Annotated in this window: 22 protein-coding genes and 1 tRNA gene; 13 read left to right on the forward strand and 10 right to left on the reverse strand. The window is 65.7% G+C overall.

Annotated features, from left to right (window positions below; all coding sequences use genetic code 11):
- The first annotated feature begins 51 nt into the window (after window positions 1–51).
- Window positions 52–1,971, forward strand: coding sequence for a DNA primase (gene dnaG, locus ACFU5M_RS04320; RefSeq protein WP_379043486.1), 1,920 nt, complete (start codon window positions 52–54; stop codon window positions 1,969–1,971).
- A 73-nt stretch (window positions 1,972–2,044) separates the two neighbouring features.
- Here the strand turns inward: dnaG and ACFU5M_RS04325 are convergent, their stop codons facing one another.
- Entirely contained in the window at window positions 2,045–2,290 is a 246-nt protein-coding gene (locus ACFU5M_RS04325; protein ID WP_040865658.1) for a hypothetical protein, read from the reverse strand.
- 203 nt (window positions 2,291–2,493) lie between these two features.
- Between ACFU5M_RS04325 and ACFU5M_RS04330 the strand changes: the two genes are divergently transcribed.
- Window positions 2,494–2,566 (forward strand) — tRNA-Asn (locus ACFU5M_RS04330).
- A 764-nt stretch (window positions 2,567–3,330) separates the two neighbouring features.
- On the opposite strand, the gene ACFU5M_RS04335 is transcribed toward ACFU5M_RS04330, so the two are convergent.
- Genes ACFU5M_RS04335 through ACFU5M_RS04355 form a run of 5 tightly spaced genes read right to left on the reverse strand, consistent with a single transcriptional unit; the run spans window position 3,331 to window position 6,169 of the window.
- Window positions 3,331–3,717 carry a hypothetical protein gene (locus tag ACFU5M_RS04335; protein ID WP_379043489.1) on the reverse strand — a complete coding sequence of 129 codons (387 nt, stop codon included), beginning with the start codon at window positions 3,715–3,717 and terminating at the stop codon, window positions 3,331–3,333.
- On the reverse strand, window positions 3,717–5,105 hold the full coding sequence (locus ACFU5M_RS04340; RefSeq protein ID WP_379043492.1) for a hypothetical protein: 1,389 nt from the start codon (window positions 5,103–5,105) through the stop codon (window positions 3,717–3,719). Before ACFU5M_RS04340 ends, ACFU5M_RS04335 begins: the two co-directional genes overlap by 1 nt.
- Before the next feature lie 6 nt (window positions 5,106–5,111).
- Window positions 5,112–5,411: a WXG100 family type VII secretion target gene (locus ACFU5M_RS04345; protein WP_379043495.1), complete on the reverse strand. Its 300-nt coding sequence runs from the start codon at window positions 5,409–5,411 to the stop codon at window positions 5,112–5,114.
- On the reverse strand, window positions 5,408–5,746 hold the full coding sequence (locus ACFU5M_RS04350; protein WP_379043498.1) for a type VII secretion target: 339 nt from the start codon (window positions 5,744–5,746) through the stop codon (window positions 5,408–5,410). The genes ACFU5M_RS04345 and ACFU5M_RS04350 overlap by 4 nt, the downstream gene beginning before the upstream one ends.
- Window positions 5,747–5,767: 21 nt before the next feature.
- The gene (locus ACFU5M_RS04355; protein WP_379043767.1) at window positions 5,768–6,169 is read right to left on the reverse strand and encodes a DUF262 domain-containing protein; all 402 of its coding nucleotides are present in this window, start codon (window positions 6,167–6,169) and stop codon (window positions 5,768–5,770) included.
- 177 nt (window positions 6,170–6,346) lie between these two features.
- Between ACFU5M_RS04355 and ACFU5M_RS04360 the strand changes: the two genes are divergently transcribed.
- Window positions 6,347–6,562 carry a hypothetical protein gene (locus tag ACFU5M_RS04360; protein WP_379043501.1) on the forward strand — a complete coding sequence of 72 codons (216 nt, stop codon included), beginning with the start codon at window positions 6,347–6,349 and terminating at the stop codon, window positions 6,560–6,562.
- A 289-nt stretch (window positions 6,563–6,851) separates the two neighbouring features.
- Entirely contained in the window at window positions 6,852–8,315 is a 1,464-nt protein-coding gene (locus ACFU5M_RS04365; RefSeq protein WP_379043504.1) for an MDR family MFS transporter, read from the forward strand.
- 103 nt (window positions 8,316–8,418) lie between these two features.
- Here ACFU5M_RS04365 and ACFU5M_RS04370 read toward each other — a convergent pair whose 3' ends face one another.
- A complete protein-coding gene (locus ACFU5M_RS04370; RefSeq protein WP_379043507.1) occupies window positions 8,419–8,817 on the reverse strand; it encodes a hypothetical protein in 399 nt (132 codons plus the stop codon).
- Window positions 8,818–9,147: 330 nt separating this feature from the next.
- Here ACFU5M_RS04370 and ACFU5M_RS04375 point away from each other — a divergent pair, with 330 nt between their 5' ends.
- The 5 genes from ACFU5M_RS04375 (at window position 9,148) to ACFU5M_RS04395 (ending at window position 12,873) form a co-directional block, all read left to right on the forward strand.
- Window positions 9,148–10,392, forward strand: a complete 1,245-nt coding sequence (locus ACFU5M_RS04375) for a helix-turn-helix domain-containing protein (protein ID WP_379043510.1) — start codon at window positions 9,148–9,150, stop codon at window positions 10,390–10,392.
- A gap of 657 nt (window positions 10,393–11,049) precedes the next feature.
- Window positions 11,050–11,634 (forward strand): toll/interleukin-1 receptor domain-containing protein, encoded by a 585-nt coding sequence (locus tag ACFU5M_RS04380; protein WP_379043770.1) that lies wholly within the window; start codon window positions 11,050–11,052, stop codon window positions 11,632–11,634.
- Between the two features lie 2 nt (window positions 11,635–11,636).
- Window positions 11,637–11,963 carry a hypothetical protein gene (locus ACFU5M_RS04385; protein ID WP_379043513.1) on the forward strand — a complete coding sequence of 109 codons (327 nt, stop codon included), beginning with the start codon at window positions 11,637–11,639 and terminating at the stop codon, window positions 11,961–11,963.
- A gap of 233 nt (window positions 11,964–12,196) precedes the next feature.
- Entirely contained in the window at window positions 12,197–12,481 is a 285-nt protein-coding gene (locus ACFU5M_RS04390) for a LuxR C-terminal-related transcriptional regulator (protein ID WP_379043516.1), read from the forward strand.
- A 140-nt stretch (window positions 12,482–12,621) separates the two neighbouring features.
- A complete protein-coding gene (locus tag ACFU5M_RS04395) occupies window positions 12,622–12,873 on the forward strand; it encodes a CsbD family protein (protein WP_379043519.1) in 252 nt (83 codons plus the stop codon).
- A gap of 83 nt (window positions 12,874–12,956) precedes the next feature.
- Here the strand turns inward: ACFU5M_RS04395 and ACFU5M_RS04400 are convergent, their stop codons facing one another.
- Window positions 12,957–14,147, reverse strand: coding sequence for a lipase family protein (locus ACFU5M_RS04400; protein WP_379043522.1), 1,191 nt, complete (start codon window positions 14,145–14,147; stop codon window positions 12,957–12,959).
- 215 nt (window positions 14,148–14,362) lie between these two features.
- On the opposite strand from ACFU5M_RS04400, the gene ACFU5M_RS04405 reads away from it, so the two are divergent.
- Complete coding sequence (locus tag ACFU5M_RS04405) at window positions 14,363–15,343, forward strand: YdcF family protein (protein WP_379043525.1); 981 nt, start codon at window positions 14,363–14,365, stop codon at window positions 15,341–15,343.
- 1 nt (window position 15,344) lies between these two features.
- On the opposite strand, the gene ACFU5M_RS04410 is transcribed toward ACFU5M_RS04405, so the two are convergent.
- Window positions 15,345–16,088, reverse strand: a complete 744-nt coding sequence (locus ACFU5M_RS04410; RefSeq protein ID WP_379043528.1) for a glucose 1-dehydrogenase — start codon at window positions 16,086–16,088, stop codon at window positions 15,345–15,347.
- 190 nt (window positions 16,089–16,278) lie between these two features.
- Here ACFU5M_RS04410 and ACFU5M_RS04415 point away from each other — a divergent pair, with 190 nt between their 5' ends.
- Window positions 16,279–17,175 (forward strand): alpha/beta fold hydrolase, encoded by an 897-nt coding sequence (locus tag ACFU5M_RS04415; RefSeq protein WP_379043531.1) that lies wholly within the window; start codon window positions 16,279–16,281, stop codon window positions 17,173–17,175.
- 46 nt (window positions 17,176–17,221) lie between these two features.
- Here the strand turns inward: ACFU5M_RS04415 and ACFU5M_RS04420 are convergent, their stop codons facing one another.
- Window positions 17,222–18,613, reverse strand: a complete 1,392-nt coding sequence (locus ACFU5M_RS04420; protein ID WP_379043534.1) for a wax ester/triacylglycerol synthase family O-acyltransferase — start codon at window positions 18,611–18,613, stop codon at window positions 17,222–17,224.
- A gap of 198 nt (window positions 18,614–18,811) precedes the next feature.
- On the opposite strand from ACFU5M_RS04420, the gene ACFU5M_RS04425 reads away from it, so the two are divergent.
- On the forward strand, window positions 18,812–19,714 hold the full coding sequence (locus ACFU5M_RS04425; RefSeq protein WP_379043537.1) for a metal-dependent hydrolase: 903 nt from the start codon (window positions 18,812–18,814) through the stop codon (window positions 19,712–19,714).
- 56 nt (window positions 19,715–19,770) lie between these two features.
- Window positions 19,771–20,808: a PDR/VanB family oxidoreductase gene (locus ACFU5M_RS04430; RefSeq protein WP_379043773.1), complete on the forward strand. Its 1,038-nt coding sequence runs from the start codon at window positions 19,771–19,773 to the stop codon at window positions 20,806–20,808.
- Window positions 20,809–20,815: the final 7 nt, after the last annotated feature.

A 20,815-nucleotide genomic window follows, 5' to 3' on the forward strand; every position in this document is an offset into this window, starting at 1 on the left:
GTGCGGAGCCGCCCGGGCGCGTCGGCCACGCGTTCGCCTAGACTCACTGCCGTGGCCGGACGACTTCCTGATCGCGATATCGCGGCGATACGCGAACGCGTCCGGATCGAAGACGTGGTCGGGGAGTACGTCGCGCTCAAGCGTGCCGGAGCGGACTCCATGAAGGGCCTGTGCCCGTTCCACGACGAGAAGTCGCCGTCGTTCCACGTGCGACCCAATCACGGACTGTTCCACTGCTTCGGCTGCGGCGAGGGCGGCGACGTGTTCGCCTTCATGCAGAAGATCGAGCATGTCGGGTTCGTCGAGTCGGTCGAGCAGTTGGCCGACCGGGTCGGTTACCAGATCAACTACGAGGGCGGCGGCACCTCCGTGCAGCGCGACCGGGGCACCCGATCCCGGCTGGTCGCGGCGAACGCGGCCGCGCACGAGTTCTACGTCGCCCGGCTGCGCGAGCCGGATGCCGAAGCCGCGCGCAAATATCTCACCGAGCGCAATTTCGACGCCGCGGCCGCGCACACTTTCGGCTGCGGTTACGCCCCGGCCGGATGGGACACGCTCACCAAGCACCTGCTCCGCAAGGGGTTCGACTTCAAGGAGCTGGAGGCGGCCGGACTGTCCCGCCAGGGACAGCGCGGCCCGATCGACCGCTTCCACCGGCGGCTGCTGTGGCCGATCCGGAATCTGTCCGGCGATGTCATCGGCTTCGGCGCCCGCAAGCTGTTCGACGACGACACCATGCCCGGCAAGTACATCAACACGCCGGAAACGTTGCTGTACAAGAAGTCTCAGGTGCTGTTCGGCCTGGACCACGCCAAGCGCGAGATCGCCAAGGGCCACCAAGCGGTCGTGGTGGAGGGCTACACCGACGTCATGGCGATGCATCTGGCCGGTGTCAAGACCGCCGTCGCCTCGTGCGGTACGGCCTTCGGCGACGAGCATCTCGCCCTGTTGCGCCGTCTGATGATGGACGACAATTTCTGGCGCGGCGAGATCATCTACACCTTCGACGGCGACGCCGCGGGCCAGGCGGCGGCTCTGAAAGCCTTCGGAGGCGACCAGAAACTGGCCGGTCAGACCTACATCGCGATCGCGCCGGACGGGCAGGACCCGTGCGAACTGCGCCAGCACTCCGGCGACGCCGCCGTGCGCGACCTGGTTGCGCGCCGAACGCCACTGTACGAATTCGTGATTCGCGGCCTGCTCGCCGACCACAACTTGGACACCGCCGAGGGGCAGGTGGAGGCGCTGCGCCGTGCGGTGCCGGTGGTCGCTCAGATCAAGGACAACGCCCTGCGCAAGGCCTATGCCACCAAACTCGCGGGTTGGGTCGGCTGGGACGACATCCAGACCGTGGTGCGCCGCGTCGGTGAGGAAGCCAAGCGGCACCGCAACGGCGGCGGCCCCGCCGGTGTCGGGCGGGCGCCGGCGCCGCGCGAAGTGGTCGCCGAACACCCTGCGGCGCGGCCGAATCCGAACGATCCCACGCTCCTGCCGCAGCGCCAGGTGCTGGCCGCCGCGTTGCAGTACCCGGCGATGGCCGGAGCCGGTTTCGACGCGCTCGAGGCCGAAGCCTTCACCCATCCCGCCTACACCGTCCTTCGCGCCCTGATCGCCGAGGCGGGCGGTACGGCGCTCGGACTGGGCGGTGCCGAGTGGGTCAACGCCGTCGCGGACCGCACCGACGACCTGACCGTGCGCGCCCTGCTCTCGGAGCTGGCCAACGAGCCGTTACCGGTGAAAACGGAAGCCGACATCCCGCGCTTCGTCGCCGGTGTCCTGGCGCGTACCCAGGAGGCCTGGGTCGGCAGGCAGATCGCCGAGCTGAAGTCCAAGCTCCAGCGCGTCTCATCGACCGAACAGCCCGACGCCTACTTCGCCCTTTTCGGCGACCTCGTCGCCCTGGAGCAGTACCGCAAGAGCCTGCTCACCCAAGCGATGGGCAGTCACGGAGACTTCGCCACCGGGGCCTAGTGTCCAGTTCGCATCGGCGTATTCCTCGCACGGTGTTCAGGCACGTACGAGGTGGGCTTTGTGTGCGCCGGCGTCAGCGGCGGAGCTGGTCGTGCGGCACCAGAACCGTGGTCCGCTCGTCCAGTGGCTCCATCGGCTCGAGGCGGGGGCGGGTGCTGAGCTTGTCCGACAGTTTCTGCCTGCCGACGAGCACGAGTTTGCGAGTCACCGGGCTCTCGGTCAGCGCGCGGGTCGCGGCGCTGATCTGTTCGTAGCGAGCCCGTCCGGCCTTGCTGCCGAGTACATACCCGGCCGCCACGCCGATGATCAACCGCAGCATCTCGATGTGCTCCTCCCAGTTGCCAGTTCGCCGCCCCCATCCTGCCCGACGCCCCACGCGCCTGTCGATCCGGACACCCGATAGCTCCGCACCCCGCCCACCCGGACAAGTCGCAGGTAGCGACACGATTTGGGCTCCCGCCCAGCGATACGCTAGAGTTTCTCCTCGGCCCGCCCGATACCAACCGGACGAGCCAAGGGCAATCCCCTATAGCTCAATTGGCAGAGCAGCCGACTGTTAATCGGCAGGTTTCTGGTTCGAGTCCAGATGGGGGAGCAGAAACAGCAGGTCAAGCCCGCTAATCGGGCTTGACCTGCTTCTTTTCTCGGTATGTAACCAGGAATACACCAAAGTTTCCGGGCCGACCTTCCAATCGATTGAACGGCCTGGCGGTCGTCCGTCGCAGGTTCGTTCCCTCGGCGGGACACATCAAAGACGGGAACGGGGACGACCTGCGGTTCTTGCGCGGTCAGTTGACGATCGAAGCCGACTACAAGTTCACCTCCACTGGTATTGCGGATCGTGGATCTCGGGGTCGGTCACGGATAGTTCGGAACCTCGGACCGGGCCCAGACCTTGAGCGTCGCGACAAACCCTTCGGGTGAAGTGCTGGGACTATTGCGCGCGAGCTACGACGCGAGCTGAGTCGAATCGACCGGCGGAGCCGGTTCGCGGGCCGTGCGGCAGTGGGTCCGTTCGAGGTGTGAACGCCAAGACGAAGCTGGTCAGGCGGCAGATGCGCACGGGTGCCCAGATGTCCGATGCTGGTGACAGGGCCGGGAATCGGTTCGCTGTGCGTGTGAGTCGGTGATCGGTGAAGGCGATGCCTGGTCGATACTCGATCTTGTCTCGGTTAGAAGGCTGCGAGCGCCAGGTCGGCAAGTGCGGAACAGGATTGCAACACCTCGAGGTAACCTACGGATCACGGGTTCGCCAGCAATTTGTACGCTGTTTCATGGTCGAACGGCGCAGTTTCGCTGAGGAGTATGAGAGGAGTCCTGCAGTGGGCGTTGTTGTGTATGGATAGCGGACTCGCCGTGTCAGTCGCCGGAAGATCTATCCAATAGTCCGATAATTCTTTCGAAATCACGTACTGAACGTCGGCAGAACTCCAGATCCGTCTTAACCAAGAGGTCCGCAGCTTGTGCTTCGGTTGCCAGCTTATGGCTGTCTTTCTCGGCCATTACGCGCAAAGGTACGAGTACCCAGTTCCGTCGGGTAGTGTCGAACAACCAGTCGATCTCCCGATTATCGGCGACCACGGCCTCGTGTAAGAGTTCGGCAAGACGAACCGGCCGGGGTTCGGGAAAGCGCCACACAACAAGTGGTGGAGCGGGAGCGCCATCATCGCCGAGGCCGCCGGCATGGCGGTACCACTCCAGTTCTCCGTACCGCTTCAATCGAGTGATGAAGTCAGCAGAATTCATTATCCTACCTTCTGGATCGTCGCGCCGGGATTGTCTCCCATAATAGTCTTCCGCCATTGCTCGATGGGGATGGGATCAGGGCTGTGTCTCGGATCGTAGACATATTTTCCGTCGGTATAGACCTCGTGGTATAGGAATTGTTCACGTTGTCCATACTCTTCGACAGTTACCTCTTGCCCGGGAGCGGGGTCCACCCGGAGTATCTCTCCTGCTCCAGCGGCAACCTTCTTCAAGTGTTCTGCGATCTCGGAACAGTCTTCGCCTGGATGGATGCCCTCTCGCAGCATTCTTGCCATCTCGTCGGTGACCGCGCCCGAAGGAGCGCTGGAGGTATCACCCTCGCTGGCGAGGTTTCCGTCGTCATCGATGTACACCTTCATGGCGATGATGGCGCCGAGTTTGACGGCGATATCGGTGAGGCTGGGGACTTTGTCGAACGCTGTGACCACGAAGGCGGCCGTACCTGTTGCCGCGGCTGCGGCGCCGATGATCCTGATGAGTTTGCTGATGTCGTAGGTGCTTTTGAGCACTCGGGCGGTGTTGCCGGCGATCGCCAGAACGCCGACGCCCGCGGCGACGTTGCTGAGAGCGGCGGTGATCCAGGAGGCCGCGACACCGATGACGACTGTCGCCCCGGCCGCTATCAGGGCGTTGGTGACCGCTTCCTTGAATTTATCGCGGACATCGGCGGTAGCTTCGCTGTACTCGCCGACGGGCGCGGCGAGATTGACGGATGCGGCGGCGAGTTGAGTGGCTCCGCCGTTCAAAGTGGTGAGGTGTCCGAGTAGGGCTTCAAGGCCCTTCTTGTCCTGGATGTCATCGAAAAGTCCGCTGATTGCGGTGATCCGGGCAGGGGCGCCAGTGATGGTGGGGTGTTCGGCGAAGGTCTTCCAGGTGGATGCGGCCTTGGCGAGCTTGTCCTTGTTGCCGTTGGGTAGCTTGCTGCCGAATTCGTCCTGGATCTTGCCGATTAGGGCGTCGTAGAAGCCGGGGATGCTGCCGTTGCCCTCGGTAACCCCGTCGCCGTTGCTTCCTACTGCGGTCGGGATCGACACCTTGTGTTCCGACATCGCCGTGGCGGTGGGGCGATCGGGCATCGGATTGGACTTGTTGGCCAGTGCCCAGTTGTATCCGGCGGCGTAGAGCATGTTGCCGAAGTTGGTGAGTGCGTCGGCCAGGTTCGTGCAGGTCTGCATCGTTTCCTGGGCGGCGCGGTCGTAGGCTTTGCCCCATTGTTCACAGCCTGGCGCGTCTCCGGCCATGCCCGCGCATTCGCCTTTGACCGCATCGTGGACTGGCTTGTCGGCGGTACGGAGGTCGGTCGCGAGGCTGTGGCACTTCTTGGCGGCGTCGTAGTAGGTCTGCCAGTCGATGACCAGTATGCCCATGGTGGGCTACCCCCCGTGGAACATCTTGTAATTGGTATCGACGGCACGGGTGTAGCGCGTGTGTGCATCCTTCGCTGCATCGCTCATATCCCTGACGCCTTCGACGAATCCGCGTGCGCCGGTGACCCATTTAGTGTGTGCCTCGGCATACGCCCGAGCGGCGATGCTTTCCCAGCCAGTGCCGGTCAAAGTGGCGACCCGGTCATCGATTTCATCGAGATGTTCGCCGATGAAGCCGGCGAGCCCTGACAGGCGGGCGACAATCTCCTCGAGGTGGTCGAGATCGACCGAAAAGCGTGAGTTCATGGCAGATCCAAGCTCGATGTGTTCAAGGACGCGGCGTTGCTCTCATCACGTGCCCGATAGGTATCGGCGGTGACGCCGAGCTTCTCCGCCATACCCGTCAGGGCGTTCATGATCTGGGAGCCACCATCACGGACGTCGGTCCAGCCAGCGGAGAACTCGTTGGCCGCATCCCCGGTCCAGCTGCCATCGGTAAGCGAGGCGACCTCCTTCGAGGCGGAATCCAACGCAGCACGCAGCGCCTCTGCCAACTCGTAGGCGTACTTGCCGAGTTCCCATACCTTGTCGGGTACCACAGAGAGAATCGGGCCAGAGGTTGGCGTCCCCCCATCACTCATGACGCGAATCCTAGCCGGTTCCTATCGGGGCCCGAATGATGCGTCCGGATCTACTGACTCGGCCAAGCGGCCACGGAAGAACCGGTAGGCCGCACCGATGTTGTCGCCGCCGGCGGTTGGCAAAGCGTCGATCACCGCAGCATTGGCGTCTCGATCTGCCTGAGTAGGAGGAAGCTTCAGGCGATGCGGATCGTTCTCGTACTGATTGATCAACAGCTGGTTATGAATTCGATCGGTGTCGCGGCGCGTACTGCTGTCGAGTTCGCGCAGGTGATCACGGATAGCAGCCAGCAGCAACGTCAATGTTGTCAGACGCTGCTGTCCGTCGACGACGAGGTACCGCATGATGGAGCCTGCGACACTGCCTGGCACTGGTGCCAATACCACCGAACCGAAATTGCTGACCTGGCACCGATTCGACATTGCCGCCCTGGTCGCGCCCGTTGCGGGCAACGTGGAATGGAAATGAGTTCGCTATCTACCGAAGGCTGGACCGGATCGCCCGGGGCGAGGCGACGGCGACGCTCGAATCGGGGGACAGCGCCGCTGTTTGCGGTGCAGATTCTGTCTGCGGCACTGCATGATCCGGATGTCGCATGGGTGACCGACCGTGCGCTGGTGTTGCTGGACAGCCCTGACTCCGACATGCGTGCAGCTGCGGCCACCCCCCTCGGGCATCTCGCCCGGATCCATCGGGCAATCGACGGAGAACGTGTCGTTCCGGTATTGAGCCAATCGTCGAACGAGCCCGAGATCGCCGGACGAGTCGAGGATGCTCTGGACGACATCGCGGTCTTCGCCCGTACGTCGGCGTAGGACGGCTGCGACCCACGAAACCAATGGTTCGCAGACAGTGACCAGGCTCACGATTTGGTTTCGGCACCTGGCGGGAGCGGCTGCTGAACAGCGGTTTCTGGTAGGCGTGTGAGGTGGGTCGGCCGGAAAATCGGGTGATTTCTGTCGGTGCCGACCGGAATACTGACCCGCGCCCGATGAGTTCGAGCAATCGACGCCGTCTCTACAGCTGTGGCGCCGGGACCCGATCCGGTGACTCGGCGCAGGGCCACATGTTCTTGTCAACGACCCATTGCCCCGGAGGTATCCGATGTCCGCCGAATTATCCGCTCCCGCCTCGGGAGGACGGACACCGACCGTCATCCGGGTGCTGGTACTCGCGACTTTCGTGGTGATCCTGAACGAGACCATCATGATCAACGCGATCCCGCGGTTGATGGAAGACCTCGCGATCACCGACCGGGCGGCGCAGTGGGTGTCGACGGCGTTCATGCTGACGATGGCAGCGGTGATCCCGGCCACCGGCTGGTTCCTGCAGCGGGTGTCGACCCGGCACGCCTACGCCGCGGCGATGGGCGTCTTCCTGGCCGGTACGGCGCTGTCAGCGGTCGCGCCGTCGTTCGCGGTGCTGCTCCTCGGCCGGGTCGTTCAGGCCTTCGGCACCGCGGTGATGATGCCGCTGCTGATGACCACACTGATGACGGTGGTGCCGGAGCGAGACCGCGGCAGGGTGATGGGCAATGTCACCCTGGCTATTTCGGTGGCTCCCGCGATGGGTCCGGTGATCTCCGGAGCGGTGCTGCAGATCGGTTCGTGGCGTTGGCTTTTCGTGCTGGTGCTGCCGATCGCGGGCGTCATCGCGTGGCTGGGTCTGCGTCAGCTGCAGAACGTCGGTGAACCGCAAGCAGGGCAGATCGACGTGTCCAGCGTGGCGCTGGCGGCGCTCGGGTTCGGCGGGCTGGTGTTCGGGCTCAGCCGATTCGAGAGCGGCAACCTCACCAGCCCGGCGCTGTTCGTCGCCGCCGGCTCGGCGCTGATCGCCGCGTTCGTGTGGCGTCAGTTGCGCCTGCAGCGCACCGGCACGCCGTTGTTGGATCTGCGGGTCCTGTTGTCCGGCACCTACGCCAAGGCGCTGATCCTGATGTCGGTGGCGTTCATGGCGATGCTCGGATCGATGATCCTGCTGCCGTTGTACCTGCAGAACCTGCGTGGCCTGAGCCCCTTGGCCACCGGCTTGCTGGTGATGCCGGGCGGGTTGGCGATGGGCCTGCTCGGACCGACGGTCGGCCGCCTGTTCGACCGGTTCGGCGGCCGCTTGCTGGTGATCCCGGGTTCGATCGGCATCGCCGCCTCGCTGGCCGGATTCACCCAGATCTCGATGACCATGCCGTACTGGCAGCTGCTGGCCTTGCACATCCTGCTGATGGTGTCGCTGGCGGCGGCTTTCACTCCGGTGTTCACGCTCGGTCTCGGTGCGCTGCCGCAGCATCTGTACTCGCACGGCAGCTCCATGCTCGGCACCTTGCAGCAGGTCGCCGCGGCGTTCGGTACCGCCCTGGTGGTGACGGTGATGTCGGCGCACGCCACCACCCGCGCCGCGGAAGGCGCGGACCTCGTCACCGCCCATCTCGACGGCATGCGCCTGGCTTTCCTCGTCTCGGCGGCTCTTGCGCTGCTCGTGATCGTCATGGCCGTGTTGTTGCCGGGCCGGGCGTCCGCCCCCGCGGAAGCCGAGGAGTTCGAGACCGCGACTCCCGAACTCGCCAAGCACTGAGCGAATTCGGCACGGCGAAGCCCCCTGGCAGATCGACTCCCGGGGGGGCTTCGTCGTATGGCGACCGGCAACGACTACGCGTCGGCCCGTCGAATACCGCTGATCAATCGTTGATGATCGTGACTATCCGATAGCCGATGATCAGCGCGGTCAGGACCGCGGGGATCGCGGCCACGCTGGGCGTGACGATCGCGCGCGCGAAATCGCGAGCCGGACGGCTGGATACGGGAGTCATGTCGAACGGAAGCAGTCCGGTCGCTGCGGGCTCTCGTAGCTGCTGTGCGACGGAGGCGAAAAGCTGGCGGTAGCGGCGTTCCAGGCTCAGGTAGTACCCGTCGAGTCCCCAAAAGATCCATGTCGGCGCCAAAGCCAGCAATATCAGGCCCGACCCTTGCCGAGTCTGCGCGGTGAGAAGCGCGAAGATCACCGAAACCAGAGTCACCGACCATCCGCGTACCGTGAACGACTGCTGACTCAACCGCGCGATGATGGACTGCAACATCTCGAGGTGCTTGACTCGATGATCCGTATCCATTCCGTCCCCAATTCTCGTCCGGCAGACAGTGATTCGGCGTATTCCGGTCCGAGTTGTCAGGGTACGGCAGAAGTAGCGGGATGCCCGCGACAGGCAGATCACGGCGTCGGCGCATCGGCTGTGTGGGCGTTGTCCGCCGATGAATTCGCCTACCGCGAAGATCCGTGAGCGGTACACTCGCAGCAACAAGGGGGTGTGGTAGCCGGGTCGGCTCCGGCTCGAAGGGGCAGTTGCAGGTTCGTCGGAGTATCTCGTCGTGGACGGGATTCGCCGGCAGGCAACGGATCCGAGGTAATAATGGCAAGTGCTGAATTCGGTCCAGAGCTGCGCAGACGCCGAGTCGAGCAGGGACTGACCCTGGGGAAGCTCGCCGAACGCGTGCACTACAGCACGAGCCACTTGAGCAGAATCGAGAACGGGCACAAGTCGCCCTCCGCGGCGCTGGCGCGCATCTGTGACACGGTCTTGTCCGCTGGAGGCGATCTGCTGATGCTCGCGCCGCCGGAAGCGCAACCGGATGGCGATCCTGAGATCGACGACAACCTCTACTCGGATGCCGAGTGGATCGTCCGATTGCATGTGGATGGTTCCGGTGCGTTCCATCTCGGGGAGTCGCACGCGCCGCCGGTGACCGCGTTTCCCCCGGTGGTCACCGGCTCCGCTGCCGTATTGTCCGGCTTACGCGCGCTGTTCGAGCAAACGAAACAACTCGGCCGGACCAGTAGTCCGAGCATCGTCATGCCGATGGTCGTCACGCAGACACACGCCGCGGTCACCTCCGCGCGGCAGAGCACCGGCGAACTACGTCAGCGACTTCTGCTGCACGCCGCGCGTACCGCGGAGTTCGCCGGATGGATGGCGCAAGAGTGCGGTGACGAGCGCGGCGCCTTGTGGTGGACCGATCAGGCGGTCCTGCACGCCTCTGCCGTCAGTGACGAACACATGACCAGCTACGCGCTCGTCCGCCGAGCAGTGCTGAGCCTGTATCGCGGCGATTCCTCCGCGACGACCGGCCTCACCGAACAAGTGCTCGCCGACCACGCTGTCCATCCTCGGATCCGCTGGCTCGCCGCGCTGGGCGCCGCGCAGGGGTACGCCATCGGCTTGGACGATACGAGTTCGATGCGCGCGCTGGACAAGGCCGCGAGCCTGTACGACGCGGCACACCGCACCGGAAACGAGCTGGGCCCTGCAGCGCTTCATGAACGGCCTGTGCTCATCGAGGCCTGGTGTCACTACGACCTCGGCAACCTCGGGGAAGCCGCCGTCCTGTTCGACCGAGCGCTGTCGCGGAACCCCGAGCAGTCCGACCGTGACCGTGCTCGGTTCGGGACTCGCCGGGCATTGGTGTATGCCGCGCTCGGTGAGCTGGAACGAGCGTGTGAACTGATCGAGCCGTTGCTCGACATCATCACCGCGGTCGACTCGACGACCATCCGCGCCGATCTTCGCGAGTTCGCTCGCACCATAGGCCGTTACCGCGGGCACTCCGCGCTGCACGACATTCGACCGGCTCTCATGTCCGCCCTGTCGAGGCGTTGAACGACGGGTTGTCCGTTGCCGTTCGGAGCGGCAACGGGCAACCACTGTTGCCGGTCGGCTGCCCACTGGATGCTGGAGGACGAGCCGTAATTCGCGGCTGGAGGTGTCGAGAGAGTAGCTGCCACATGCCGTTCGGATTCTGGGCCACCGGCACAGGCGGTATCGCGCAGTGCGGGACTCTCTCCGGACCGGGCTCCGCGGGGGCGACCATGGACGACAGCCGCTTCGATGCGTTGCGGCAACGATGGAAGGAATACGCCGACCTACACTGAACATTCACCCGTGGCTCGGCGTGAGTTCGCCGAGCACATGTGGCACCGGTCGGCTGGGGAAGTCGACCATGATAGGGAAATAAACCAACCAGAATTCTTCGCGGCGGGGTCGTTGGCTGCGCACGGTCGGGTATATGACCGAACGTTTGCTGTTCCGGTCGCTCAGGGCGTGGTTCGCGTGCAGACTGATATTTGAAAAACCGTGATGTTTCGGTCGAGGACGAGATTTGTGACCGCGAGACATCCGGAAGGATGTTACTCGAGGGGTGCAACGAACTGGTTGGTTTAATTCTTCATCTCCTCCATCCCGCATCATAAATTCTCAACCGCGCCGTGTTGCGCTGATAAACCGTCCTCGAGGAGTGCCCAGTTGACGGATATATTCTTGAACTACCGCATCGTTGACAGCGTCTACGCCGTCAACGAGATATCGAAGCAGATGGCCCACCATCTCGGCAGGGCGCGCGTCTTTCGAGACGAGGACTCTCTGGCCTTGGGCGTGTTGTACGCCCGCCGAATCCGCCGAGCGCTCGAGGAGTGCGACACGATGGTGTCGGTGATCGGCCCGCATTGGCTCGAGGCGCGCGACGCGCGGGGAAGCCGTCGGATCGACAATCCTCGCGACTGGGTGCGGCTGGAGCTGCGCACCGCGTTCGAGCGCGGCATCCGTGTCGTCCCCGTTCCGCTGGACGACACGCCGCTGCCGAGCCCGGAGCAGCTTCCGGATGACATCCGCGCCTTATCCGGTTCGCAATACTGGCGCATTCGCTACCGAACGTTAGAAGAAGACGTCCGCGGTCTACTCGGGCAACTCGCGCCGCAGGCCGAGAGCCGGCCTGCCGATCGGGATCGGGCGGCCACGCCGGGTACACAGAACAATCAGGTCAACTTCGCCGGTGAAGGCGGCATCGTGAACGCCAATCAGAACGGGACGCAGCACATCGGACTGGACGGCCCCGGCAGGAGATGAAAATGCACCCTTCGCCGGGATCGAATAACAATCCCAATGCGAACAATCAAGTCAACATGGCCGGCAACGGCGGCAGCATCTTCGCCAACAATGGTGGCCGGCAGCGGATAAGCATCAACCACGGTCCACGGCGCCGCCTCTGGACCTGGTATGTGCTGGCGGGGTTGCTGCTCCTCGACATCGCGTACTTCTGCTACGGCCAGTCCGCCTATACGGGCACCTCCGGGAACTCCGGCGATCTATCGCGTGCGTTGATCTTCTTCACGCTGTTCGTCGCGACCGTCGCCCTATTGCGGATCTGTCTACGCGACCTGTTCGGTCGGCGATAGCCCGCGACGCCGACCGACCTGGTCACGGCGCTCTGTCGTCGTCCGATCGCCGGGTGCGTCCAGGTCGCGAATTCTTCGCTGTTGTCCACCGGTTCATCCTCGCGAAACCCGTATCGACTGGTCTCACCGCAAGCCCGAGTGAGGAACTGTGGAATACGCGCCGAACCCCGGTGGGATCGGCAGCGCGCCTTCGAGTAGTTCGAGAATGCTGAAGTCTTGTAAAGGAATAGGTAATGAGTGTCGCGTTCGACCATAGGAACGACCCCGTGCCCGCCGCGCTGGGATCGCGGGAGCGTCCGGCGTTGAGCAGCCGGGAGATCGAGGTGCTGCTGGCGTGGATCGCTTCGGACTCCAAGGTGGAAGTCAGTCGGCGCCTGTATATCTCGTTGGGGACGGTCAATACTCATTTGGCTCGGATCAGGGATAAGTACGCCGCGGTCGGCCGGCCCGCGCCGACGAAGGCCGCCCTTGTTGCCCGCGCGTTGCAGGATGCGCTGATCGATATCGAAGACCTATGACTGCCCGCCGATCGGGCGCAGGTCCGCATCGGGTACGGCGTCTGCGGATACCGCGAGTGGCAGGGGTCACAGGATGATTGATGGCCTCGGGGACGGGTATGCGGCGGGTGTCAGCCGACTAATCAATTGGGAGGTATGTGATGCCGGAGCATCAGAGCGGACCCCGGGAAGCTGTCGAGGGTGTCGTCGAGGACATCAAGGGGAAGGCGAAGGAAGCCGCTGGCGTCGTCACCGGTGACGAGAACCTGAAGAAAGAGGGTCGCGCCCAGCAGGACAAGGCCGAATCCCAGCGGGACGCGGCGCAGAAGGAAGCCGAGGCCGAAAAGGCCCGTGCTGACGCTGATCTCGACGAGGCGCGTCAGAACGCGTACGAGAGCGGCAAGGACATCTAGCTCCCGGCGCGAGATCCGATGTGGCGGTGCGGCGGAGCGATCCGTTCCCGGTCGGCGGTGAATTGCCGCCGCCGGGGCCGCCCTCAGCAGTTACTCGGTGCGGGCACGCCGTGCAGGCGCGCGTCCAGCCAATCGAGCGCGGACGGGATTCCGAGGACAGCGGCGGACAAATGGTCCGGGCTGAGGAATTTCTCGTATTGCACCCGCGCGCCCGCCTGGCAATACCGCCGGAGCGTGGCATCGACCGACTCCACCGGAATCAGCGCGTCGTTCTCGGCGCGCCATTGGTAGAGCGGGACGGACGGAATGCCCTCGTAGAGTTCCAGACTGTTCTCCTCGAGCACCTCCCGGGCGCGCGGGTCGTCGGCCAGTGAATTCGAGGCCGCGACGTCCACGATGCCGCGCCCGGCGCCCTCCAGGAGGATCTCGTTCGTGCAACTGTCGGCGATCCTGTTGCGGACCGCCAACCCGACCGAGTTCAGTTGTTCGCTCACCGGCAGCCGTGCCGGGTATTCCCGCTCCAGTCCGAGGGCCGCCGCGAAGGCGAGGCCGAACGCCGCGTGCGGCGCGTAGCCGAGGCCTTCGATCATCTTGACCAGATTCATCGGCACCCCGCCCGCGGCGACTGCGGTGAGCGGCAGTTCCGGCGCGTAGGTCGGCGCGAGCGCGGCCGCCCACGAGCTCGCCATGCCTCCGCCGGAATAGCCGAGCAGGGCGATCGGGCTGTCCGTCAGTCCCAGTTCCGCGACCCGCCGCGCGGCGCGCAGACCGTCCAGGGTGATCATGCCGCCGAGTTTCGCGGCGCCGTAGGCACTGGTGGGGCCGAGATGATCGGGGAGAGCGACCGACCAGCCGCGCAGCAGCAGGGCGTTGAGCGCGGGTGCTTCGCGCACCGCCAGGTTGGGATCGCTGGTGTAGAGCACGCGGGATACCGCGCACCGGGTGCCGAGCGCGTTGATGATGTGCTGGTAGGACAGCAGCGGCCTACCGGGGATGGGGTCGGGCGGAGTCAGCACGGTGGTGGTGGCCGCGATCGGGTCGCCGACGGAACTGGTCGAGCGGAATTTGATCATCGTGACCGTCGAGCCGGGGAACATAGGCAGGGTGGGCATCGGCCGTACGGCGAGGACGTCGCCCGGTGCGGCGCGACCCAGGTCTGCCGGGGTGGCGTAGAACGGATCCGGATCGGGTGCGGGATAGATCGGCTGCGCTGCGGCTTGTGGTGTGATCACGCAGAGCGCGGCCGCGGCGGTGGCGATGACCAATCGAAGCATGGTTTTCGGCGACTCCCATTCATCACGACGTGCTATTCCGTAACGCTGGTGTGCTGAAGGCGAATGCCTCCGGCCGCCGGTCGCTTTGACCGATGCCCGGACCTGCACACTGTAGGGGACGATCGGAAAGAGCCGAGGTAGCCGCGCCGCTCGGCAACGGCGGAGCGCACGGCCCGGCGGTCGGCTACGGTGGCCCGGTGCTTCTGCTGGTCGGTGTGGTCCTGCTCGGTGTGTTCGCGGTGCGATTCGGCAGGGACCGCAGGCGGCTGGGGCACGGCGTATTCCTCCTCCTCGGGGCGGGGTTCGTCGGCGCGTGGGCGGTGGGCTGGATCGCCCATGGAGATCTGCCGGTGGTGCTCGCACCGCTGTTGGTGCTTCTGTCGCCGTTGCTGGTCTTGGTGCTCGCCGGGTTGTCGATCGTTAACGGCGCGCAACTGGTGCGCCGCGAGGGGTGGCGGCTTCCGAACCTGCTGCCGCTCGGGCTCGGCATCGGGCTGCTGGTGCCGTATGTGGTGCTGGCACTCGCGCTTCTGACCGAAAATCACTGGCTCGTAGTGCTTCTGGCCTCGCTGACGATGGCGATCAGCTACGTGGGGTTCCTGTTCGCGGCATTCCTGTTGTATTCGCTCTGCTACGGCATGTTGCCCTACCGTCCCGAGATGGACGCGATCGTGGTGCATGGCGCCGGGCTGGTAGACGGCGAGGTGCCGCCGCTGCTGGCCGCGCGCCTGGATCGCGCGATCGAGGTCTACCGCGGCGAAGCCGATGCGGGACGTGCCCCGCTGCTGATCGCCAGTGGCGGGAGAGGTTCCGATGAGGAGGTCTCCGAGGCGTCGGCGATGGCGGACTACCTGATCCGTCGCGGGGTGCCCGAAGACCACGTGGTGCTGGAGGATCGCTCGGCAACCACCGAGGAGAATCTGCTCTTCACCAAGCGGCTGCTCGGCGAGCGCGGCCCCACCACGCGCATGGTGCTGGTGACGAGCAATTTCCATGTGCTGCGCACAGCGATCCTGGCGCGCCGCCTCCGCCTCGATGCCGAGGTGACGGGCGCCAGGACCGCCTTCTACTACCTGCCGAGCGCCTTCCTGCGCGAATTCGCCGCGCTGCTGGTGGCCTACAAGTGGAGCAATATGATCGCGGGCCTCGCGTCGGTGTCCCTGCCACCGCTCGTGCTGCTGGCCATCGGCGGATGACTCAGCCGAAGCTCTTGTGCGGGACGCCCACGGTCAGGCCACCGTCGATGACGAACTCGGCGCCGGTGGAGTACGACGACTCGTCGCTGGCCAGGAACGTCACCAGCGCGGAGACCTCGGCCGGGTCGGCGGCGCGGCCGAGCGGGATCTGCAGGAAATCCTCCGGGATGTTCTCCGTCATCGGAGTGCGGATCAGGCCGGGATGCACGGAATTCACCCGGATCTTGTACTGCGCCAGCTCGAGCGCGGTGGACTTGGTGAGCCCGCGCACGGCGAATTTGGTGGCCGTGTAACCGTGCAGGCCCGGGCTGCCACGCATGCCTTCGACGGAGGAGATGTTGATGATCGAGCCGCCGCCCGCCTCGATCATCGCGGGCGTGGCGGCCTGCATGCCCAGGAACGTGCCGGTGAGGTTGATGTCGATGATCCGCTGCCATTCGGCCAGCTCGAACGCGACGAGCAGGTTGCCGTTCGCGATGCCCGCGTTGTTCACCAGGACGCTCAGCGACCCGAACCGCTGTACCGCCTCGTCGACGGCCTTGCGCCAGTCGTCCGGCTCGCGCACGTCGAGGTGGACGTAGGCGGCGTTGTCGCCGATCTCCGCGGCGACCGCGGCGCCCTCGTCGTCGAGCACGTCGCCCAGCACCACGCGCGCGTCCTCGGCTACCAGGGCCCTGGCGTGTGCCGCGCCCATGCCGCGCGCTCCGCCGCTGATCAACGCCACCTTGCCGGTCAACCGCCCCATCCGGGGTACCTCCGTCTCTCGAACCATTCTGTAACACGTTACAGAAACGCGCCATGTGGCGGCGCGTCTCGCGACAGTAACCCAGGTGGGCGATGCGGAGGCCGTGGGTGTCCGGCCGGTGCGCAACTGTGTCATGATCGTGTAGAACGCGTTCTAATACTGTCCTGGTGTGACCTCGGGGAGGTGCGTCATGACGAACTCCGGCCGACCCGTGATGCGGTTCGGTGGACGGTTCCGGGTGCCTGATATCGCCGAGGTGCCCGGTGGCCACCTGGTCGAACTGCCGGGCCGCGGCCGGACCTACGTGGTCGACATCCCGGGGCCGGAACACGCCCCTGCACTCGTGCTTCTACACGCCACTGCCTGCACCGCCTACCTCACCTGGTTCCCGTCGCTGGCGGTGCTGGCGCGGCGGTACCGGGTGATCCTGTTCGATCAGCGCTGGCATGGACGCGGCATCCGCTCCGAGCGGTTCACCTTGGAGGACTGCGCCGACGACGTGGTGGCCGTGCTCGACGCGCTGCGACTCGACCGGGCCATCTGTGCGGGGTTCTCCCTGGGTGGAATCGTCAGCCTGCTGGCGGCGCATCGCCATCCGGAGCGGGTGAGCGGGCTGGTGCTCTGCGCGACGCCGTATCGGTTTCGCGAGAAATGGCGCGAGCACGCTTTTCACCGGACGTTCGCCGCCTTCGCCGCGGCGGTGGGGCCCTATTCCTACCGCCGTGCCGAGAGGCTCGCGGGCCGCCTGCCCGAACTTCCGGTGGTCACCTGGACGCCGGGGCGATTGGATCGCTGGGCGACGGGCGAGTTCCGCAGTACCAGTGGATGGGCGCTCACTCAAGTCCTCGCCGCCGTCGGGCGTTTCGACGCGACCGCGTGGCTGCCGAGTTTGACGATGCCGACGGCCGTGGTCGTCACAACCCGGGACCGGGCGGTGCCGGTCTATCGGCAGGTGGAGTTGGGGACCATGATCCCGGGGGCGAGCATGCATCGTGTCGCGGCCGGGCACGCGTGCTGCGTGCTCGAGGCCGACCGTTTCGTGCCGGTGATGCTCGAAGCCTGTGCGGCTGTCGCGGTGCGGATCTGACGGGGCCGGTCCTGTCCGGCGGCGGTGGCGGACAGGCAACCGGCACTCAGCCCGATGTTCGTGCCGCTGAGAGCAGTTCGGTGACCACGCCGGGAACGGCTTCGGCGAGCGCCCCGATGTCGGGCACCAGTTCCTTGCAGGCGATGAAACCGAAGTTCAGCTTGTCGTTGTTCGACAGCACGGTCACCGTCAGGCCCGCGCCGTGGAACACCGGGCCGAACGGGTACATCCCGTCCACCCGGAACCCGAGGAAGTACAGCGGCATCGGCGGACCGGGCACGTTGGACACCACCAGGTTGTGCACCACCGGGTGCACCTCCGCCAGCTTGAGCGAGGAGTACATCCGCGCCGCGAGCCGGAAGGTGTTCGGCGGGGCGTATTTCGACCAGTCCTGGAGGAAGTCCGCACCGATCACCTCATGCTCTTCCTTGGCCCCTCGATTGGCCTCGGCCACCTCGCGCAAGCGCTCCACCGGGTCGGCGATGTCGGTGCCGAGCGTCGCGAACAGCGCGGAGACCTTGTTGACGCCCGCGGTGTGCCTGGTCGACTCGTGCACCGACACCGGCACGGAGGCGATGAGCGAACGGTCCGGCAATTCGTCGCGCCCGGCCAGATAAGTGCGCAGCGCACCGGCGACTACGGTCAGCACCACGTCGTTCACCTTGACGCCGAACGCGGAGCGGATCTCCTTGATGGCATCGAGTTCGGCGTCGGTGAACGCGACGGCACGATGCGGGGTGATGGCGAGATTGAAGGGCGTGCGGGGAGCGGAGAACGGTACGGCCATGCCCGCCTTGTTCTTGCGGCGGCGCTGCGCGAAGCCGGCGACGACGCCGACGGTTTTCGGCAGCATGCCGACGATGCCCGCTCGGGCCGGGAACTTCACCACCGCTTCGGCCAGCAATTGCCAGTCGTTCGGTTTCGGCTCGGGGCGCCACTGCTGGTCGGGTACCTCTTTGGTGGCACCCGGCTCCGGATCGCACAGATGCATCATGATGTCGGCGCCGGTGATGCCGTCCACGGCGGCGTGGTGGTATTTGCAGACCACCGCGACTTTCCCGTCGTCGAGGCCTTCGACCACCGACATCTCCCACAGCGGACGATCGCGATCCATCGGGCGGCCGGCGATGTCCCCGACGAGCTCGGCGAGTTCGCGCCGCCCGGCCGGGGCGGCGATCGCGATCCGGCGCACGTGGTAGTCGAGGTCGAAATTCGCGTCCTCCACCCAGACGGGATGGTCGAGATTCAACGGCACCTCGTACACCCGACGGCGCATCTGCCGAATCAGCGGAATCCGCCGCGCCAGTTCGGCTTTGAATCCCTCGAACGAGTAGTCATCCGACGACGGGTCGAGGATCAGCAGCGCGCAGACGTGCAGATGCTGAGTTCCGGTTTCCAAGTAGAGAAAGCTGGCATCCAATCCGGTCAATCGTTCCATAGCAAAAGCCTACTAGAACATGTTCTAGTTTTGTGGCGATACCGGCTGCTGTGACGACTGTCGCGAAGTGGTGTCACCGTACAGCGACGGCCACCCCTTTTGTGTGTTACCTAAGGTCTCATATATGTGTATGATGCTTGCTACGGATATGTAGGAAACGCGCGACGGTCGCGGGCGCGTGTAGATCGAGGAGTATCGATGAAGCTACTTCGCAGGGCGGGGCGACGGCCCGGCACCGACCCGGGCGCCGTGGCGCTGCACGCCCGCAACGTGCGCTTCGACTGGTCGGATACACCGCTGCGCTGGATGCCTGCCGAGCCCATCGCCTCGCACCTGATCAACTCGCTGAATCTGTTGCTGCCCGAAGGGGAGCGAATGTTCTGCGCCGCGTATGCCGAAGCGCTGCCGTACGTGCGGGACGAGAAGTTGCGCGAGGCGATGCTCGGGTTCATCGGTCAGGAATCGATGCACGCCGAGACACACGACAAAGTGCTGCACGAGGTGCTCGCCGTGCACGGCATCGATCCGGAACCCTATCTGCGGCAGGCCGAGTACCTGTTCCGCCGGACGCTCGGACCGCGGGATGCCGACGGCGTGGCGCAACGCCAGGTGCTGGTCGAGCGGCTGGCCTTCATCGCCTGCCTGGAGCACTTCTTCGCCTACCTCGGCGATTGGGTGCTCAACGCGGATCTGGAGCGGTTCGGCGCCGACCCGCGCATGGCGGATCTGTTCCGCTGGCACGGGGCCGAAGAGGTCGAGCACCGGCATGTCGCGCACGACGTGGCCGTCTACTTCGGCGCCGGTTACGTGCGGCGTGCCGGGCTGATGCTGCTGGTGTTCCCGATCTTCCTGACCTTGGTGGTGCGCGGCACGAAATTCCTGGTCCATCAGGACCGGGATCTGCCCGACCTCGGTTATCCCCGGTTGCTCGCGAAAGTCTTCGGCGCGATGTGGCGCGGCGCGTTGCCCGGCGCCCCCTCGCTGCTGTGGAGCGCGCTGAGCACCTTCGAACCGGGCTACCACCCGGAGACGGTCGGCTCCACCGCACAGGCGGTGGCCTACCTGGCCAAATCCCCGGCGGCGCGGGCGATTGCCTCGTGACCGTCCCCGACCACCTGCCCGCGGATCTGTTCGGCAGGCGCGACGTCGATCGCACCGTGCGGGTGCTCGACGCGGTGGCCTCGGCGCGATTGCGCTGGACCACTCTGGTCAACCGGCGCGATCCACGGCCGAAGGTGGACGACCGGAGGCTGGCGCTGGTGGTCACCGAGCGGCGGATCGAGGCGCACGATCACCACGTGGTCAGCCTGCGGCTGGCCGCCCCCGACGGACGCGCGCTGCCGCCTTGGCGCCCCGGCGCCCACCTCGACCTCGAACTGCCCTCCGGCCGCTTGCGGCAGTACTCGCTGTGCGGCGACCCGGCCGACGTCCGCGCCTATCGGGTGGCGGTGCGCCGGATCCCCGAAGGCGGGGGTGGCTCGATGGAGGTGCACGACTCCCTTCCGGTGGGGTCGCCGATCGTGGTGCGCGGTCCCCGGAACGCGTTCCCGTTCGCCGTGCCCGGCCATGGATCCGCGGCGGCGCGACTGCATTTCGTCGCGGGTGGCATCGGCATCACGCCGATCCTGCCCATGGCCAGGCTGGCGCACCGGCTCGGCCTCGAGTGGTCGATGGTGTACACCGGGCGCAGTCGCGCGACGCTGCCGTTCCTCGACGAGATCGCGAGCTTCGGCGACCGCGTCGTCGTGCGCACCGACGACGAGCACGGCCTTCCCGACGCGGGCGCACTGCTACCCGCGGTCGGTCCCGACACCGCGATCTATTGCTGTGGGCCGGTGCCGATGATCGCCGTGATCGCCCACGCCGTGCGGGAATCGCCGTCCGTGGAACTGCATTCCGAGCGGTTCTCGCCGCCGCCGATCGTGAACGGCAAGCCGTTCGAGCTGCAATTCGCCTCCACCGGGGAGGTCGTCGAGGTCGGCGCGGAGCGCACCGCACTCGATGCCATCCTCGCGGCCCGGCCCGACCGTCCGTACTCGTGCAGGCAGGGTTTCTGCCGCACGTGCAAGGTCCGGGTGCTGACCGGTGAACCCGACCACCGCGACAGCGTGCTCACCGCCGCCGAGCGTGCGGCGGGCGCGATGCTCGTCTGCGTCTCGCGCGCCGATGGTGGACGCCTCGTACTCGATCTGTGATCCGGCC

The sequence above is a fragment of the Nocardia sp. NPDC057455 genome (assembly GCF_042802775.1).
Lineage (GTDB): Bacteria > Actinomycetota > Actinomycetes > Mycobacteriales > Mycobacteriaceae > Nocardia.